Raw genomic sequence first — 17,277 nt, 5'->3', positions numbered from 1 at the left:
TTTTGCGACGCCCCCTTTTTTATTTTACTAGTATAGGTAAGATATATATTAAAATTATAAATGAGAAAATTCATAGTATAGAACCTAGCACTAAAATTGTTTTTGCTAATGATTTTAAAAAGTTTCTATATTATCTATAATTCCATAAACTTATTTTAATATATGTATTATAAAAAATAATCACAGGCTAATAGGGAATAAGATCCTTACTAGCCTGTTTTGTATAAAATTATAAATAGAAAGTGTCATTAATTAAATATAAAAAGGTAGAAAGCAATATAAAAGGTAGAAAGCAATATAATATGAAGTGCACCCTGTCAAGTAGACAGTAGAAATAACAAAAGTTTTGTAATCGCCAATCACTTACATGGTTGGCGATATTTTATTATACAGCTTTCAAATGTCTTCTATATTCCAATGGAGTCATGCAATTGAGACATTTCTGATATCTGTGGTTATTATAATAATCTATATAATCAATAATTGCAATTTCCAAGTCATGATAAGTATGGAATTTTTTCAGATAAAACATTTCTGATTTTAGCATTCCCCAGAAAGCTTCCATTGGGCCGTTGTCAATACATCTCGAAACTCTTGGCATACTTTAAGACATACCAGCATCATCTAACTTCTTTTTGAATAATTTACTTGTGTATTGAAACCCTCTGTCACTATGGAATAGAGGTTTCACATCAGGATATTCTGCACGAGTAATATTAAATGTCTTAAATACAAGCTCATTATTATTTGAATGTCCTAATACAAACGAAACAATGCTTTTGTCTCCAAGATCCAATATGGCACTTAGATAAGCTTTATTCCCTAAGCCATACTTCATCTCTGTTACATCAGTGGCCCATTTTTTACCAAAGCTATCAGCTTCAAATTCTCTGTTGAGTAAATTTTCAGCAGTTACTTCTGGGGTAGACTTTATATAATTCTTTCTCTTTCTACGACATACAGACTTAAGATCTAAAATTTTCATAAGTCGATATATTCTTTTATGATTAACTTTTAGATTATTCTCGCGATTAAGTTTTATTGTCATTTGACGATAACCTAAAATTCCATTTCTCTCTTCATATGTATTTTTAATTATCGGAAGCAATTCTTTGTTAAACTGTTCGTTAGTGCTTTCTTTTCTATTAAGCCACTTGTAGTACGCTGATCTTTGTATTCCAGCAAATTCACATAATCCTGCTATAGAATAACCTTCAGTATCATGAAGGTCTCGTATTGTAATGTATATAGTTTCATACTTTACTTGGCTTAGTATCACCACCGTTCTACTTCATCGAGTTTTTTTAAGAAATCTATTTCCATATGTTTACGTTTATTTTCTGTTAGAAGCAATTTATTCTGTGCTTTCAATTTTTCTATTTCAGACATTTCATCTATCGATTTTCTTTTTCCTCGCTTATCACATAATGCTTCAATACCACCTTCTCTATACTTAGTTATCCAAGCATAGACCTGATTATATGAAACTTGAAAGTGTTGTGACGTTTCAGCATAATTATTATGATGTTCAATACAATATCTAACTATTTCAATGCGCTCTTCATATGTCGTTTTACGGCCTTTAATCATAATAGTCGTTCCTCCTGTTCCGGAAGTCTTTAAACTCTCATGATTATTATACTTTAAAATCCAATCTTGCAACTGGTGAAGTGAGCGTATTTTATACTTTTTACATATGTCATGAAGTGAACCACATCCGGATAAATAGTCTAAGACTGCCTTCTCCTTTAGTGTGGAAGAGTAACTTCTGTTCTTAGAAGAAGGTAAGAGTCATTCCGGTCCAAATGATTTATAAAGTGTTATCCATTTTTCTATGCTTGAACGATGTAGCTGATAGCGATCTGCAATGTGCTGCAAAAGATATTTGCCAGATAAGTAGTCTTGTACTGATGTTATTTTTTCTTGTGCTGAAACTTTTCCTTTTCTAACCATAAAAAATATGTTCCTCCTTGTAATAATCAGTTTTATTATTTTAACTGTCTACTACAAAGGGAGCATATCAAAACTTGCTACCCTTATTTTTTATTTATAGTAATATTAAAAATCAAAACCACTATAAAAACATTGTTTACTTTTATAGTATAGATTGTTATTATATTATTGTAAAAATATTATAATAAATATAAATTGTTAAAATAATAAAAATATATGTAATTATTAAAATCTAATGATTCGCACCACGTATACGTATTAAAATTATGAAATAAGATGCATCTAATTTGGGATTTGACACTGAAAATATTCCCAATATGATTAAGGAAGAAATATTAGATAACATTCCAAAAGATTGGAGTGTCACTGAGAATAATGGATTTATACATGTTAGAGATGCTGATGGAATTATTAGAATTCGATTTGATCCACCAGACTCTGTGACATCATATCCACATGAGCATTTGTTTAATAAAAGTAAAAACCCATTAGATATACTAGGTAATATAGTGAATAAGAAAACTCCAGGTGCACATATACCGTATAGTAGTAATTAGGGGGAGGTATAATGGATAGTGTAGAAATACAAAATAAAATTGATGAATTATATTATTGGGATTCATGGGTTAAAGAATTATCTTGTAATTATTTTGCAGATGAAGTGAAGTTAGTGTATGATGATGATGAATATGATGTTATATATAATTTTAGTGGATGTTATAATATAGAATTTAATCATGGTGTTGGATATACGAAAGAAAAACCTATACGAGAGTGTAATTTTAGCCAGTTACCATATTCAATGCAATCAGTAGAAGTGAAAAACGTTATAATTGATGAAAAAGAATTTTATGAATTCAATATAAATATGAATCCACTTGAAGTAAGAATTGTATGTAAGGATATTAAGATAGAACAAATTGAAAGTATTACTAATTAACTAAGGCAATTAGCATATGGGAAAACTAAAGATTATAACATAAATATGGAGCAAGTATATAAGTTTATAATTTACTATGAAACGCAAAGCTCAGCTTTATAAAAATTTGATAAGAATATAAGTCCGTATAAAGCAGTAAAAGAGTATATAGTACATGATAAAATAACATCTTTTGAAGTAAGAGAATATGAATAACAAATAGGTATAAGGGTAGTGAGGTAAAACTTGCTACCATCATTTTTATTTATAGTAATATTAAAAATCAAAACCACTATAAAAACATTGTTTACTTTTATAGTATAGGTTGTTATTATATGAAAATAAATACTTATGTAAAGGAATTGTTTACATGAATAGATTGAAAAAGAAAATGGAAGAATATTATTATTGGGACTCTAGAGTTAAATCATTGGAGTGTGATTATTTTGCAGATGAAGTTAAATTAATTTATGATGCTGTGGAATGTGATGTTATATATCGTTTTACAGGATGTTATAGTACAGAGTTTAATCATGAAATTGCATATAAAAAAGATAAGCCGATGAAAGAATGTACGTTGGGTCAAATACCATATTTTATTCAAGACATTAAGTTAAGTGAGAATATAATAGAAGATAAAAAATATCTTAGTATTAGTATTAATATGTTTCCTATGTATATAAAAATTTTGTGCGAAGATATTAAAATAGAACAAATCCCTAAAAAAGGTGATAGTTAAAATAAGAGTAAAAATGAAAAGCCTAGAGTTTAATTCAGGCTTTTTTATTTTACTAGTATAGGTAAGAGATATATTAAAATTATAAATAGAAAGTGTCATTAATTAAAAATATAAAAAGGTAGAAAGCAATATAATATTACTTTCTACCTTATTTTTCTTTTGTATAAGCACATAGCTGAGAGTGAACTCAAATAAATTATAGACACTTAATCTTGATTATATACATCAAATGTAAAAGTATGAATAGTAATGAAAATATTTTCTTGATTTATAGAATCATTACTCAATTTCCTTAAGTTTATCTTCCTTTCAAAATTTGTAGAAGTTCTTCTTTGTTTGAATCTACTAACCTCAACAATGACTCTGTTACTAATCTAGATGTATTTGGTCCCGTAGTGACAGTTACGTTTAATTTTCTTTTTTTCTTCATTGTAAATCACCTCGTTTGAAAATATTGACAAAATATGAATTTCATATACAATTAAAAGTATAATATAGATTTGCGGGATTATTTATGAAGAAAATATTTAATTTATTATTATGTGGAATAATGATATTAGGTCTAGTTGGATGTGGGCATAAAAAGACAGAGGAAATAACATTATCAGAACTAGAACAGTATATTAAAGAAGAACTTAAAAATAAAAACTCTTCGATAGAAGAAGTTGAAACAGCATGGAATGAAACAAAAATAGTAGTCAATGAATTTGGTGAAATGACAATATCATCAAAGAAAATACCCTCTTTTCATACACTTGTTTTAACGGATATCTTAGTTCAACTTAAAGACCGAGTCACCTATATGAAAAGAGAGTATGAAATAAATAAAAAATTTATTGACTGTATATTTATATTAAAAAACGGGAAAATTATAACCGTAGAAGTAGATATTTTTAATAGGACAAAAGAAGAAAAATTACTCAGTATTTATGAAGAATTGAGCAAAACAAATGCTCCTGTAACAATACTAGTTGTAAGCAAACATAAACGTCAGAAAATATAGTAAGTATCATGAAATAAACTAAAGATGAAACCTTAGTAATATACTCAACTAAATTCACTTTACCTATCCATATCGTTGGATAGGTTTTTTTATATACTTTTGGAGAGAACAGGAGGGCGTAAGCGTATGATGAAACGAACACACATAGCTATAGGTGTAGCTGCTATATTACCAATAATATTAAATAATCTAATATCAGCAATAGGAGTGTTAGGATCTGTTGTTCAGGATTGGGATTATCTTTTAGAAATAAAACATAGAACTTATACCCACTGACATAAAAATAAGTGTAAGATCTACATACCTGTATTGGAGGATTAAGAGATGACAGATAATGAAAAAGAGTTTTACAATTTATTATCAGAACTTATTTTAAAAGAAGAGAAAAAGGCCAAGGGCAATCCTTAGCCTTTCTTTTCGTGTATTGTATATGCTATAATACTATAGAAATTTAATAAATATATTGGATATTGGAGGAACATCAACAATGAGTAATAATGTAAAAAATATAAATAAATTAAATGAACCTAAAACCTTCTGGATTTGTACATGGGGTTGTCAAATGAATGAAGAGGACTCCGAAAAATTATCTGGTGGATTAAAACCATTAGGGTATATAAGAACTGATTCTAAAGAAGAGGCGGATATAATAATCTTTAACACATGTTGTGTTAGGGAAAATGCTGAGCAAAAGGTAGATGGAAACTTAGGAGCTTTAAAAAAATTGAAAAAAGAGAATCCTAATAAGGTTATTGCTGTTACAGGTTGCATGATGCAACAAGAGGGAATGGCAGATAAAATAATAGGTAAGTTTCCTTTTGTAGATATAATTATAGGAACTCATAATGCCTATAAGTTTACAGAATATCTTGGAAGAACTTTAGGTGGAGAAAGGCCAATAATAGAAATTTGGGATAAAGAAGCAGATATAATAGAAGGAGCTCCTATTGATAGAGCAAGTACTATAAAAGGCTTTGTTACAATAATGTATGGTTGTAACAATTTCTGTACTTATTGTATAGTTCCTCATGTAAGAGGACGTGAAAGAAGTAGAAACTCCGCTGAAATAATAAAGGAAATAGAGAGTATGGTTAAAGAGGGATATAAAGAAATTACTCTTCTTGGACAAAATGTTAACTCCTATGGTAAGGGATTAGACGAAAATATTAATTTTGCAGAACTTTTAAGAAGAATAAATGAAGTAGATGGTATTGAGAGAGTGAAATTTATGACTTCTCATCCAAAGGACTTAAGTGATGAAGTAATTGATGTAATTGCAGCTGGAGATAAGTTATGTGAATCTATTCATCTTCCAGTACAATCTGGATCATCAACAATATTAAAAAAGATGAATAGACACTATACTAGAGAGCAGTATTTAGAATCAATTAGAAAAATTAAAGAAAGAATTCCTAATGTATCATTAACTACGGATATAATTGTAGGATTTCCAGGAGAAACTGAAGAGGATTTTGAAGATACTTTAAGTCTAGTTAAAGAAGTTGAGTATGATTCTGCCTTTACCTTCTTATATTCTAGAAGGGGTGGTACTCCTGCAGACTTAATGTTTGACCAAGTAGATGAAAAAGTTAAAAAAGATAGATTCAATAGATTAGTTGAAGTCGTTAATGAAATTTCTGCTAAGAAAAATAAGCTTTATGATGGAAAAATTGTTGAAGTTCTTGTAGAAGGTGAAAGTAAAAGTGATGATACAAAATTAACCGGAAGGACAAGAACAAGTAAACTAGTTAATTTTACTGGTAATAAAGAAAATATAGGTAAGTTAGTTAATGTTAAAATCACTAAAGCAAATTCTTTTTCATTAATAGGAGAAGAAGTATAAAAGTGACTTTGTCGCTTTTTAAAAATAATTATGAAGGAGAGATATATATGGCATTAACTCCAATGATGCAACAATATTTTCAAATTAAAGATAAATATAAAGAATGTATCTTATTTTTTAGACTAGGCGATTTCTATGAAATGTTCTTTGATGATGCTAAAGTTGCATCAAAGGAGTTAGAGTTAACACTAACGGGAAGAGATTGCGGTCTTGAAGAAAGAGCTCCTATGTGTGGGATTCCTTTTCATGCAGCTAAGAATTATATTGGAGCCTTAATATCAAAAGGGTTTAAGGTAGCTATTTGTGAGCAGGTAGAAGATCCAGCAGTGGCTAAGGGAATTGTAAAGCGGGATGTAGTAAAAATTTATACCCCAGGAACTTACACAGAAGCTTCCTATTTAGATGAGAGTAAAAATAGCTATACAGCTAGTTTATATGTGAAGGGAAATCACATTGCATTGGCCTTTTGTGATGTGTCTACAGGGGATTTCTATGCTACTGAATTTAAATATAATATTAATGTACTTATAGATGAATTATGTAAATTTAATCCTCGAGAGATAATTATTACAGAAAACTTTAACCAAGAGATTATGGATGAAATTATAAGTAGAACATCTTTTTATATATCCCGCTTCCAAGATGATAATTTTAATATGGAAGAAGAAGATCTTAAAGAACAGTTCTTGAACATAGAAATAGAGAAACTATCAGAGATAGTAACTAAAACTTGTAATGGATTAATTAGATATATAAAAGAAACTCAAAAGGTTTCCTTGACTCATATAAATCATATAGAGATATATGATATCTGCACCTATATGACCATAGATGTTAACTCAAGAAGAAACCTTGAACTGGTGGAGAATATCAGAGATAAAGGAAAAACAGGAACTCTTTTATGGGTTATAGATAAAACAAATACATCTATGGGTGGAAGAAGAATTAGAAAGTGGTTAGAAGAGCCTCTAATTATTAAGAAAGATATTTTAAATAGACAAGATGCCATTGAAGAGTTTACTAAGGATATAATCTTAATGGAAGATTTAAAGGAAGCTTTAAATAGCATTTATGATATTGAGAGATTGGTTGGTAAAATAAGCTCTACTGCAATAAATGCAAAGGAACTTATATCATTAAAGCATTCCATTGCTAAAGTTCCAAGGATTAAAGAACTTATTTCTAATCTTACAAGTCCTTTAATGAAGGATGTTTATTCTAACTTAGATGAGCTAAGAGATATTTGGACTTTTCTCGAAAGCTCTATTATGAATGAACCTTCTTTGTCTGTTAAGGAAGGTAATATTATTAAAACTGGTTATAATTCATTAGTAGATGAATTAAGAGAAAGTAAAACTAATGGAAAGCTTTGGCTTGCAAATTTAGAAAATGAAGAGAGAATAGCTACAGGTATAAAATCCCTTAAGATTTCTTATAATAAGGTTTTTGGATATTATATAGAAGTTACAAAATCTAATCTTTCTTCAGTGCCAGAAGGAAGATATATCAGAAAACAAACTTTGTCTAATGCTGAAAGATATATAACCCCTGAGCTTAAGGAGATGGAAGATAAAATCTTAGGAGCAGAAGAGAAATTAATTGCTCTTGAATATTCTATATTTACAGAGATTAGAGAGAAATTAGAAGAAAATATAGAGAGAATGAAAAATACAGCTAAGCTTATATCTGAAATTGACTGTATATGGGCTTTGGCTATGGTTGCTAGAGAGCATAACTATGTGAAACCTGTAATTAATACTGAGGGAATCATAGAAATTAAAGAGGGCAGACATCCAGTTGTAGAAGTTATTACAAAGGCAAATAGCTTTATATCTAATGATACTACCTTAGACCTTGAAGACAATAGACTTATGTTAATTACTGGTCCTAATATGGCTGGTAAGTCTACATATATGAGACAGGTAGCTTTAATTACATTATTAGCTCAAATGGGAAGTTTTGTTCCTGCCAAAGAAGCAAATGTTTCTATTTGTGATAAAATATTTACTAGAATAGGAGCTTCTGATGACTTAGCTGGTGGTAAGAGCACCTTCATGGTAGAAATGTGGGAAGTATCAAATATTCTTAATAATGCTACCAATAAGAGTTTGGTTCTTCTTGATGAAGTTGGTAGAGGTACTAGTACCTATGATGGTCTTAGCATTGCATGGGCAGTTATAGAGTATATATGTAAAAATTCAAATATTAAATGCAAAACCCTATTTGCCACACATTATCATGAATTAACTAAGCTAGAAGGAGAAATTCCAGGAGTAAAAAATTACTCTATTTCAGCAAAAAAAGTAGATAATAATATTATATTCTTACGTAAAATTATAAAGGGCGGAGCAGATGAATCTTATGGTATAGAGGTTGCTAAACTTGCTGGATTACCTTCAGCAGTAATTTCTAGAGCAAGAGAAATTTTAGAAACTTTAGAAGATGGCACTTCAAAAGATATAATCAAAGAAGAAACGAAAACTGTAATTCCATCTACAGAGAAACTAGAAAAAATAGAAAAAGAAATTTGTTTAACTCAGCAAATAGCTTTTGAAGATGTAGCGATGCAAAACCTAATTGACGAAATTAAATCTATAGACGTACTTAATCTTACACCTATGGATGGATTTAATAAATTATACGATATTATTAAAAAAGCTAAGAATATATAGATAAAATAATTATTTAAGGTGGGTGTATTATGAGAAGAATCAATTTATTATCTGAAAACACTGCCAATAAAATTGCAGCAGGAGAGGTTGTTGAAAGAGCTAGTTCTGTTGTTAAGGAATTAGCGGAAAACAGCCTTGATGCTGACAGTAAAAACATAACTATTGAAATAGAAGAGAGTGGCAATAAGCTTATAAGAATCACAGATGATGGACGTGGTATTCATCCTGAGGATATAAAAATAGCTTTTTTGCCTCATGGTACAAGTAAGATAAGTTCCGTGGAGGATATTTACGACATTCAATCCTTTGGATTTCGTGGAGAAGCTCTTGCTAGTATAGCTGCTGTTTCAAAGGTAAGACTAAAATCAAGGATGGAAGCTTTTGATTATGGTAGAGAGATCTATATTGAAGGTGGAAAAGTAATCTATGAGAAAGATATAGGTTGCAATTTAGGAACGGAAATTGAAGTTAGGGATTTATTCTTCAATACTCCAGGGAGACAAAAGTTTCTAAAATCACCTCAAAGAGAAAAATCTATAATAAATGACTTGGTATTAAAGCTAGCTCTAGGAAATTATAAGACTTCTATAACCTTAATTAATGATGGTAAACAAAGCCTTAGAACCTTTAGTGAAGATGAATTAGATAAAACCATTAGAATTTTATATGGAAAAGAAGTATATGAAAATGTAATACCAATAGAAAACCATAGTGATATTTTATCTGTATATGGATATATTGGAAAAGAGAGTATTAGTAGAGGCAGTAGAAATAGACAAAGCATTTTTGTAAATAAGAGACTTATAAAAAGTTCTTTAATAACTGCTGCGGTAGAGAATGCATTTAAATCCTTTATTATGGTAAATAAATTTCCCTTCTTCGTTATACACATAGATATATTTCCAGAATTTATAGATCCCAATGTACATCCAACTAAAAATCAAGTTAAGTTTTTAGAGGAAAGAGTTTTATTTAAAACTATATTTGATGGAGTTCATAGTGCATTAAAAGAAAGCTTAAAGAAGAGTTTTATTATACCAGAAGAAATAGAGGATTTAGCTATAGTTCAAGAGGATAAACTACATAAAAGCTATACTTCTTCAGAGCCTAGTCAAATTGGATATTTAAATGATAATCACTATACTAATGAGGATAATAATTTAGGTTATAATAAGGATTTTGGATTTAATAAAGAAGTAAATTATAATGAAAAACTTCCTTATATAAGAGAAATTCCTATTGAAAATCAATTTGAACCTAAAGAAGCAAATATATATTCAAATAATGAAATATCAAGGGTTCCTAAAATTCCACCAATTAAACTTATAGGACAGTGTTTTAATAGTTATATACTTGGTGAATATTTAGATGAATTGTATTTAATTGATCAGCATGCTGCCCATGAGAAGATATTATTTGAAAAGTATAGAAAAAACATAGGAAATTTCAATGTGGTAAGTCAGATTTTAGCTGTACCTACAATCATCCCATTAACCTTTGATGAATATGCAATTTATAAAGATAATGAAGAAATTTTCTTAAATGCAGGATTTATGGTTGAAAGTTTTGGCGAAAATGACGTGTTAGTTAGAGAGGTTCCAGTGTTTTTGGGGAAACCTCATATAAACAATTTGTTTCATGATATGATAGAAAATATAAAATCCATGGGCAGTGGTTTAACCATAGATATAAAATATGATAAAATAGCTTCTCTTGCTTGTAAGGCAGCAGTAAAGGCTAATGATAAATTATCCGATGTAGAGATTTTATCCCTCCTTGAAGAGTTAAGGTATATAGATGAACCATTTACATGTCCACATGGTAGACCTACTATAATTAAATATTCATTAAAGGAAATAGAAAAAAGTTTTAAAAGAATTTAGTATGAAGGGATTAAAGCAATGAAAGATTTATTTATATTAGCAGGACCTACTGGTATTGGCAAAACAAAGATTTCAATTCATATTGCCAAAGAGCTTAATGGGGAAATAATATCTGCTGATTCTATGCAGATATATAAGAAGATGGATATTGGATCTGCTAAGATATCCAAAGGAGAGATGAATGGTGTTAAGCATCATCTAATTGACTTTTTAGATCCAAGTGAAAACTTCAGTGTGGCAGAATTTAGTTCTTTGGCAAAGGAAAGCATTGAAGAAATAAGTAGTGAAAATAAGCTTCCCATGCTGGTAGGCGGCACTGGGCTTTATATTAATTCTCTTATTTATAATTATAGTTTTGCTGAAACTAATAAAGATGAAGCTTATCGCAAAGAACTAGAACAGTTAGCCTTAGAAAATGGAGTAGAATATGTTCATGAGCTGTTAAAAGCCGTTGATGAAGTGAGTTATAACAAGTTATATCCAAATGATCTTAAAAGGGTAATTAGAGCTTTAGAGGTTTATAAGGTAACGGGAATTCCTATATCTGAAGCAGCTAAAAATGATGAGATTTTTGATATACCGTACAAAGTTTATTATTATGTATTAAATATGAATAGAGATAAGCTTTATGAAAGAATTAATCATCGTGTTGACTTAATGCTAGACGCTGGTCTTCTAGAAGAAGTAATAAGATTAGAAAAAGAAGGATATACCACAGATATGCAATCTATGAAGGGAATAGGTTATAAAGAGCTATTACAATATTTTCATGGTGAAGTTTCTAAAGAGAAGGCTATAGAAAATATAAAGCAATTTAGTAGGAATTATGCAAAACGTCAGCTTACTTGGTTTAGAAAAGACCCAAGGGTTAAGTGGATAGACAAGGATGATTTTTCTAATGATGAGGATATATCAAAATTTATTATTAATGATTATAAAGAGAAAAAATATAAAGACTAAGTTAATTTTAAATATTATATAAGATATATTGATAGCTATGAATATTAAGGAATTATTTGCTTAATGTTTATAGCTATGTTAGTATTAGAATGTTATTTTATGTTTAAGGAGCGATTTTTTATGATAGAAAAAACTAAAGAGTTTTTAATAAATAACTTTAAAATAAATGAAGAAGTTTTTAAAGTATCAGAAGAAGCTTTAAAGGATATTCAAGAGCAATTTTCTATGATGGATGATATTCGAGAATATAATCAATTAAAAGTTCTTAGTGCCTTGCAAGCTGAAAGAGTTAGTGATATGCATTTTACTAATTCTAGTGGATATGGTTATGGTGATGTTGGTAGAGATACTTTAGATAAGGTTTTCGCTAGAGTATTTAATACAGAAGCAGCCCTAGTTAGGCCACACTTTGTAAATGGGACTCATGCTATTGGATGTGCTTTATTTGGCAACCTACGACCAGGAGATACAATGCTGAGTATATGTGGTTCACCTTATGATACCTTACATAACATTATAGGAATAACTAAGGATGTAAATATAGGCTCTTTAAAGGAATATGGGGTAAACTATAAGCAATTAGAGTTGACAAGTGCAGGTAAAGTTAATATTGAAGAGGTTGAAAAGACTTTAAAAGAAGACCATAGCATAAAACTTGTACATATTCAAAGATCTACAGGATATGGGTGGAGAAATGCACTCTTAGTAGAGGAAATCGGTGAAATAATAAAGTCAATTAAAGAGATCAAACCAGAAGTAATTTGCTTTGTTGATAACTGTTATGGGGAATTTATAGATACTATAGAGCCAACAGATGTAGGAGCTGATCTTATAGCTGGTTCTTTAATAAAAAATATTGGTGGAGGAATTGCTCCAACAGGGGGGTACATAGCAGGTAAAGAAGCCTATGTAACTCAAGCAGCATATAGATTGACCATTCCAGGTATAGGTGGAGAGTGTGGTTCTACCTTTGGTGTAATGAGAAGTTTGTATCAAGGATTATTTTTAGCTCCTCACGTGGCTATGGAAGCTGTAAAGACAGCTATATTTTGTTCAAGGGTAATGGAGATTTTGGGCTTTGAGGTACTCCCAAAATATGATACTAAGAGAAGTGATATAATACAAGCAGTTAAATTTAATGATAAAGATAAATTAATTAAGTTTTGCAAGGGTATTCAAGCTGGTTCTCCGATAGATTCCTTTGTAGAGTGTGAACCTTGGGCTATGCCTGGTTATGAAGATGAAGTAATTATGGCTGCAGGTGCATTTATACAAGGTTCTTCCATTGAACTTTCTGCTGATGCTCCAATAAGAGAGCCATATATAGCATATCTTCAAGGTGGATTGACCTTTGATCATGGAAAAGTTGGAGTTTTAATGGCTATATCTAGAATATTATATTAATTAGAAGTTAAATTAATAGATATATAATAAAATAAATTTATTTTACTATATAAAAAATATTAAGAAGCTATTATAGCTTCTTAATATTTTCTATAGATCCCTGATAGTTTACCTAATATTTTGCAATCGTCAACAATTATTGGCTCCATGGTGGAGTTTTCTGGTTGTAGTCTAATATGCCCATCTTCTTTAAAAAAAGTTTTTATAGTGGCTTCATTTTCTATTAGAGCAACTACAATATCTCCGTTAGACGCAATAGAAGTTTTTTCTATTATAGCTAAGTCTTTATCATGAATTCCAGCTTCTATCATACTGTCACCTTGAACTTTCAGTATGAATAATTCATTTGTACTGTTTACAAAGTCAAGAGGGATAGTTAGATAATCTTCTATACTTTCTTGGGCAAGTATAGGGATTCCAGCTGTAACTTTACCTATAATAGGAATATTAATCATTTCTTTTTTACTATGAGGTTCTTGTAGTAATTCTATTGCCCTTGGTTTGGTTGGGTCACGTCTTATTAAGCCTTTTTTCTCAAGTCTAGTAAGATGACCATGAACCGTAGATGTTGAACTTAAATTTACAGCTTCACAAATTTCTCTTACTGAAGGGGGATACCCTTTAGTATTAACTTGATTTTTAATAAACTCATAAATTTCTGATTGCTTACCACTTTTAATTTCAATCATGAAAACACCTCTCAATCTAGATAATTATACCATAAGAAATAAAGAATATCAAACCTTTGTTCTCATAAAGGAAAATTATTGTAGTAAATTTAAATAAAAACTGGAGATGAAAAAATGGAAAATTTTTTAGAATTAAATATAAATGCGGAAATAATAAAGGTATTGGAGGAATTAAAAATAACCAAACCAACTCTAATACAAGAATTATCAATTCCTAAAATATTAGAAAATATGGATGTGATAATGCAAAGTGAAACAGGCAGTGGTAAAACCTTGGCTTATTTGCTACCACTAATTGAGAGAATTGATTATGAAAAAAGAGAAAATCAATTTATAGTCTTAGTTCCTACCCATGAATTGGCTCTTCAAGTAAATGAAGTTTTAAGTACTTTAGGAGATAAATCTTCTTTGAATATAAAGTCTGCGGTTATCATGGGAGATGTAAATATAAAAAGACAGGTTGAAAAACTAAAGGAAAAACCTCAATTTGTAATAGGTTCTCCTGGAAGAATACTAGAGCTAATAAAAATGAAAAAGATAAGTGCTCATACAGTTAAAACCATAGTAATTGATGAGTGCGATAAACTTTTAGACAAAAATAATTTAAATATAGTTAAGGATGTTATAAAAACTACACTTAGAGATAGACAATTAGTAATGACTTCTGCCACTTTAACAGAGGAAGCTTTAAGTATAGGGGAAAGCTTAATGAAATCCCCTAAAATCATAAAGTGTAACCATGATTCAACTATAAATCCTAACATAAACAATTTATATATAGTTTGTGATAGGAGGGATAAGATACTTATTCTTAGAAAATTAATGGCAAGTATAAATCCTAAAAAAGCTATTGCCTTTATTAATAAAAGTGATGAAATAGAAATATTAACTACTAAGCTGAAATACCATGGACTAAAGGTGGATGGAATACATGGTAGTTTTGTTAAAAATCAAAGACAAAAAACCATGTTAGACTTTAAATCAGAGCGTATAAACCTTTTGGTATCTTCAGACTTATCTGCAAGGGGATTAGATATAGAGGACGTTACTCATATATTCAATGTAGACTTACCAGAAGATATAAATACTTATGTGCATAGAAGTGGTAGAACAGCTCGTGGAGATAAAAGCGGTACTGTTATATCTATTATTTCACCTAAGGAGATAGCGCAATTGAAAGCTCATAGTAAAAAACTGAATTTTAATCTTACTGAGAAGACTATATCTCACGGAAATATTGAAGATGTAGCTGTTGTGGTTAAAAACTATAAGAAGAGTAATGCACCTTCAGATAAAAGGTCAAAACCATCTGAGAAATCATCAAAACCTAGGAAGAATACTGCTAAAAAAGATAAAAGAGATAAAAGATAGGTATAAGGATAATATAAAGTATATCTTATGCATATAATCTAATAGAGTTCTATCTAGGGAGGAATTATGTCTAGACATTTTACAAATGCAATTTACTTAAGTGATGAAGTGGAGAACATTATAAGGAGTTCTAAATTCCTAGGAAAGGGCAATAATGGAGTAGTATATAGAATTGATAATGAGAGAATTATAAAAATTTTTAATGATAAGAAAGTTTGCGAAACAGAGTATATAATTCTTAAATCATCTATGCATCATCCATCCTTTCCTAAGGTTTTTGACTATGGAGATTTTTTTATTGTAAGAGAGTTTGTAGACGGGATAAGACTTGATAAATATCTAAATCATAACCCTCTAAATCAGAAACTAGTAAGAAGCCTAGTGGATTTAATAAATGATTTTAAAGAACTTGGTTATAAAAAGTTAGATATACGTTGTAAGGATCTTTATGTACAGGAGGACTTTTCTATTAAGGTTATAGATCCAAAGGATAACTTTGATAGAGTGATGCCTTTTCCAAGGCATCTGATGAGAGGTATACTAAAGAGAGATAGTATAGGTGAATTTTTTTATTATCTACAGAAAATAGATAGAAGTCTATACGAATCTTGGAGGAGTCAATTTAAAGAATATCTAAAAAAATTAGCAGAGAAAGATAAAAAGCTCTAAGAGTGTTATTCTTAGAGTTTTTGTGTTTAATTGGATAATTTTAATCAAAAATTAACTAATTATAGGTTTTATTTTGAAAGATACAATGGTAAACTTATCTAGTAAAACATATAAACCCATGAAAGGAGACGTTTCAAATGAAAAAGAGTACATTAGGAACTTTGCTTATTACAGCAATACTTTCCCTTACATTAATAGGATGCAGCACCTCTAATAAGTCTAGTAAAGAGGAAACTAATACTGAAAGTAATGATAATAAAGAAATATATCTTTCAAAGGAAACGGAGAAGAAGGAAACCGATAAAAATCCAGTGGCTACCATAGAAATGGAAGACGGAAAAATTATAAAGCTGGAGCTTTATCCCGAAATAGCACCTAATACCGTTAGAAACTTTATAAGTCTTGCTAATAGTAAATTTTATGATGGTCTAATATTTCATAGAGTGATTTCGGGCTTTATGATTCAAGGAGGAGATCCTGAAGGAACTGGAATGGGTGGACCTGACTACTCCATATATGGTGAATTTACAAATAATCAGTTTGAAAATACTCTTTTACATACTAAGGGTGTTATATCTATGGCTAGATCAAATGATAAGAACTCCGCTGGATCTCAATTTTTTATAATGCATGGTGATACACCTAGTTTAGATGGAGACTATGCAGCCTTTGGTAAGATTATAGAAGGTATGGATGTAGTAGACTCTATAGCTCAAGTAGAAACTGGCAGTGATGATAGACCTAAGAAGGATATAAAAATTAAATCCATTTCGGTAGATACCTTTGGAGTTACTTATAATGAACCTGTAAAATATACAAAATAATTTTAAATAAACCTAGCTGTGTTATGGCTAGGTTTATTTTTTTATAAACTGAGTTCTTGGTTTCAGAGAGATTTTCCAATTGGAGCTTACTAGCAGACTTCTTAAGAGATGTTAGCAATAGGAATACTTTCAAAGTCTCAGTATTTTTAATACTAAGAAGTCGTTATTTTTTAGGAGAAAACGTAGCCGTTCGTTGTTCTCATCGGATAAATACACTGCTACATCTTTTTGAAGTGTTTATTTTAGCTACGTATACACATTTTCTTATTTACCTCCTCTTTTATTATTACTTAATTATTTCAATATAGTAGTCATTCAATATAATGTTAGTTATATTGAATGACTATA

General features: G+C 29.7%; 18 protein-coding genes and 1 pseudogene. 14 read left to right on the top strand and 5 right to left on the bottom strand.

Annotated elements, in window-relative coordinates; translation table 11 throughout:
• Nucleotides 1-385: 385 nt before the first annotated feature.
• The 4 genes from B3630_RS17480 to B3630_RS17370 all read right to left on the bottom strand — a co-directional run bounded on the left by B3630_RS17480 (nucleotide 386) and on the right by B3630_RS17370 (nucleotide 1,953).
• Entirely contained in the window at nucleotides 386-601 is a 216-nt protein-coding gene (locus B3630_RS17480) for an IS3 family transposase (RefSeq protein WP_414633024.1), read from the bottom strand.
• A 3-nt stretch (nucleotides 602-604) separates the two neighbouring features.
• Nucleotides 605-1,279 carry an IS3 family transposase gene (locus B3630_RS17380; RefSeq protein WP_346900368.1) on the bottom strand — a complete coding sequence of 225 codons (675 nt, stop codon included), beginning with the start codon at nucleotides 1,277-1,279 and terminating at the stop codon, nucleotides 605-607.
• Complete coding sequence (locus tag B3630_RS17375) at nucleotides 1,276-1,590, bottom strand: helix-turn-helix domain-containing protein (RefSeq protein WP_346900366.1); 315 nt, start codon at nucleotides 1,588-1,590, stop codon at nucleotides 1,276-1,278. Before B3630_RS17375 ends, B3630_RS17380 begins: the two co-directional genes overlap by 4 nt.
• Before the next feature lie 201 nt (nucleotides 1,591-1,791).
• The gene (locus B3630_RS17370; RefSeq protein ID WP_346900364.1) at nucleotides 1,792-1,953 is read right to left on the bottom strand and encodes a helix-turn-helix domain-containing protein; all 162 of its coding nucleotides are present in this window, start codon (nucleotides 1,951-1,953) and stop codon (nucleotides 1,792-1,794) included.
• Between the two features lie 287 nt (nucleotides 1,954-2,240).
• Here B3630_RS17370 and B3630_RS17365 point away from each other — a divergent pair, with 287 nt between their 5' ends.
• From B3630_RS17365 to B3630_RS17320, 11 genes and pseudogenes are all read left to right on the top strand, one after another.
• Entirely contained in the window at nucleotides 2,241-2,510 is a 270-nt protein-coding gene (locus B3630_RS17365) for a hypothetical protein (protein WP_346900362.1), read from the top strand.
• Nucleotides 2,511-2,521: 11 nt separating this feature from the next.
• Entirely contained in the window at nucleotides 2,522-2,893 is a 372-nt protein-coding gene (locus B3630_RS17360) for a hypothetical protein (protein WP_346900360.1), read from the top strand.
• 9 nt (nucleotides 2,894-2,902) lie between these two features.
• Nucleotides 2,903-3,088: pseudogene (locus B3630_RS17475) on the top strand (hypothetical protein); the annotation flags it as partial.
• 154 nt (nucleotides 3,089-3,242) lie between these two features.
• Nucleotides 3,243-3,611 carry a hypothetical protein gene (locus B3630_RS17355; protein WP_346900358.1) on the top strand — a complete coding sequence of 123 codons (369 nt, stop codon included), beginning with the start codon at nucleotides 3,243-3,245 and terminating at the stop codon, nucleotides 3,609-3,611.
• 514 nt (nucleotides 3,612-4,125) lie between these two features.
• A complete protein-coding gene (locus B3630_RS17350; protein ID WP_346900356.1) occupies nucleotides 4,126-4,614 on the top strand; it encodes a hypothetical protein in 489 nt (162 codons plus the stop codon).
• Nucleotides 4,615-4,740: 126 nt separating this feature from the next.
• Complete coding sequence (locus B3630_RS17345) at nucleotides 4,741-4,890, top strand: hypothetical protein (protein WP_346900354.1); 150 nt, start codon at nucleotides 4,741-4,743, stop codon at nucleotides 4,888-4,890.
• A gap of 211 nt (nucleotides 4,891-5,101) precedes the next feature.
• On the top strand, nucleotides 5,102-6,457 hold the full coding sequence (miaB, locus tag B3630_RS17340; RefSeq protein WP_346900352.1) for a tRNA (N6-isopentenyl adenosine(37)-C2)-methylthiotransferase MiaB: 1,356 nt from the start codon (nucleotides 5,102-5,104) through the stop codon (nucleotides 6,455-6,457).
• Nucleotides 6,458-6,504: 47 nt separating this feature from the next.
• A complete protein-coding gene (gene mutS / locus B3630_RS17335) occupies nucleotides 6,505-9,129 on the top strand; it encodes a DNA mismatch repair protein MutS (protein ID WP_346900350.1) in 2,625 nt (874 codons plus the stop codon).
• A 29-nt stretch (nucleotides 9,130-9,158) separates the two neighbouring features.
• Nucleotides 9,159-11,012: a DNA mismatch repair endonuclease MutL gene (mutL, locus tag B3630_RS17330; protein ID WP_346900348.1), complete on the top strand. Its 1,854-nt coding sequence runs from the start codon at nucleotides 9,159-9,161 to the stop codon at nucleotides 11,010-11,012.
• An 18-nt stretch (nucleotides 11,013-11,030) separates the two neighbouring features.
• Nucleotides 11,031-11,972 (top strand): tRNA (adenosine(37)-N6)-dimethylallyltransferase MiaA, encoded by a 942-nt coding sequence (gene miaA / locus B3630_RS17325; RefSeq protein WP_346900346.1) that lies wholly within the window; start codon nucleotides 11,031-11,033, stop codon nucleotides 11,970-11,972.
• Between the two features lie 120 nt (nucleotides 11,973-12,092).
• A complete protein-coding gene (locus B3630_RS17320; protein ID WP_346900344.1) occupies nucleotides 12,093-13,376 on the top strand; it encodes a methionine gamma-lyase family protein in 1,284 nt (427 codons plus the stop codon).
• Between the two features lie 80 nt (nucleotides 13,377-13,456).
• On the opposite strand, the gene lexA is transcribed toward B3630_RS17320, so the two are convergent.
• Nucleotides 13,457-14,065, bottom strand: a complete 609-nt coding sequence (gene lexA / locus B3630_RS17315; RefSeq protein ID WP_346900342.1) for a transcriptional repressor LexA — start codon at nucleotides 14,063-14,065, stop codon at nucleotides 13,457-13,459.
• A 114-nt stretch (nucleotides 14,066-14,179) separates the two neighbouring features.
• On the opposite strand from lexA, the gene B3630_RS17310 reads away from it, so the two are divergent.
• The 3 genes from B3630_RS17310 (at nucleotide 14,180) to B3630_RS17300 (ending at nucleotide 16,929) form a co-directional block, all read left to right on the top strand.
• Nucleotides 14,180-15,436: a DEAD/DEAH box helicase gene (locus B3630_RS17310; protein WP_346900340.1), complete on the top strand. Its 1,257-nt coding sequence runs from the start codon at nucleotides 14,180-14,182 to the stop codon at nucleotides 15,434-15,436.
• 66 nt (nucleotides 15,437-15,502) lie between these two features.
• On the top strand, nucleotides 15,503-16,105 hold the full coding sequence (locus B3630_RS17305) for a protein kinase (protein ID WP_346900338.1): 603 nt from the start codon (nucleotides 15,503-15,505) through the stop codon (nucleotides 16,103-16,105).
• 137 nt (nucleotides 16,106-16,242) lie between these two features.
• Nucleotides 16,243-16,929 (top strand): peptidylprolyl isomerase, encoded by a 687-nt coding sequence (locus tag B3630_RS17300; RefSeq protein WP_346900336.1) that lies wholly within the window; start codon nucleotides 16,243-16,245, stop codon nucleotides 16,927-16,929.
• Nucleotides 16,930-17,277 lie beyond the last annotated feature (348 nt).

The organism is Clostridium sp. UBA7503 (genome assembly GCF_002477055.1).
Classification (GTDB): Bacteria; Bacillota; Clostridia; order Clostridiales; family Clostridiaceae; genus Clostridium_J; species Clostridium_J sulfidigenes.
Note: the sequence above shows the minus strand (reverse complement) of the source record. Positions and strands in the feature narration are given on the sequence as shown.

Excerpts from the sequence above, each read along its gene's own strand:
- B3630_RS17345 (WP_346900354.1), top strand. The coding sequence starts at position 4,741 with ATGATGAAACGAACACACATAGCTATAGGTGTAGCTGCTATATTACCA.
- B3630_RS17300 (WP_346900336.1), top strand. The coding sequence starts at position 16,243 with ATGAAAAAGAGTACATTAGGAACTTTGCTTATTACAGCAATACTTTCC.
- miaA (WP_346900346.1), top strand. The coding sequence starts at position 11,031 with ATGAAAGATTTATTTATATTAGCAGGACCTACTGGTATTGGCAAAACA.
- B3630_RS17350 (WP_346900356.1), top strand. The coding sequence starts at position 4,126 with ATGAAGAAAATATTTAATTTATTATTATGTGGAATAATGATATTAGGT.
- lexA (WP_346900342.1), bottom strand. The coding sequence starts at position 14,065 with ATGATTGAAATTAAAAGTGGTAAGCAATCAGAAATTTATGAGTTTATT.
- mutS (WP_346900350.1), top strand. The coding sequence starts at position 6,505 with ATGGCATTAACTCCAATGATGCAACAATATTTTCAAATTAAAGATAAA.
- B3630_RS17480 (WP_414633024.1), bottom strand. The coding sequence starts at position 601 with ATGCCAAGAGTTTCGAGATGTATTGACAACGGCCCAATGGAAGCTTTC.
- B3630_RS17310 (WP_346900340.1), top strand. The coding sequence starts at position 14,180 with ATGGAAAATTTTTTAGAATTAAATATAAATGCGGAAATAATAAAGGTA.
- B3630_RS17360 (WP_346900360.1), top strand. The coding sequence starts at position 2,522 with ATGGATAGTGTAGAAATACAAAATAAAATTGATGAATTATATTATTGG.
- miaB (WP_346900352.1), top strand. The coding sequence starts at position 5,102 with ATGAGTAATAATGTAAAAAATATAAATAAATTAAATGAACCTAAAACC.
- B3630_RS17320 (WP_346900344.1), top strand. The coding sequence starts at position 12,093 with ATGATAGAAAAAACTAAAGAGTTTTTAATAAATAACTTTAAAATAAAT.
- B3630_RS17375 (WP_346900366.1), bottom strand. The coding sequence starts at position 1,590 with ATGATTAAAGGCCGTAAAACGACATATGAAGAGCGCATTGAAATAGTT.
- mutL (WP_346900348.1), top strand. The coding sequence starts at position 9,159 with ATGAGAAGAATCAATTTATTATCTGAAAACACTGCCAATAAAATTGCA.
- B3630_RS17305 (WP_346900338.1), top strand. The coding sequence starts at position 15,503 with ATGTCTAGACATTTTACAAATGCAATTTACTTAAGTGATGAAGTGGAG.
- B3630_RS17370 (WP_346900364.1), bottom strand. The coding sequence starts at position 1,953 with ATGGTTAGAAAAGGAAAAGTTTCAGCACAAGAAAAAATAACATCAGTA.
- B3630_RS17355 (WP_346900358.1), top strand. The coding sequence starts at position 3,243 with ATGAATAGATTGAAAAAGAAAATGGAAGAATATTATTATTGGGACTCT.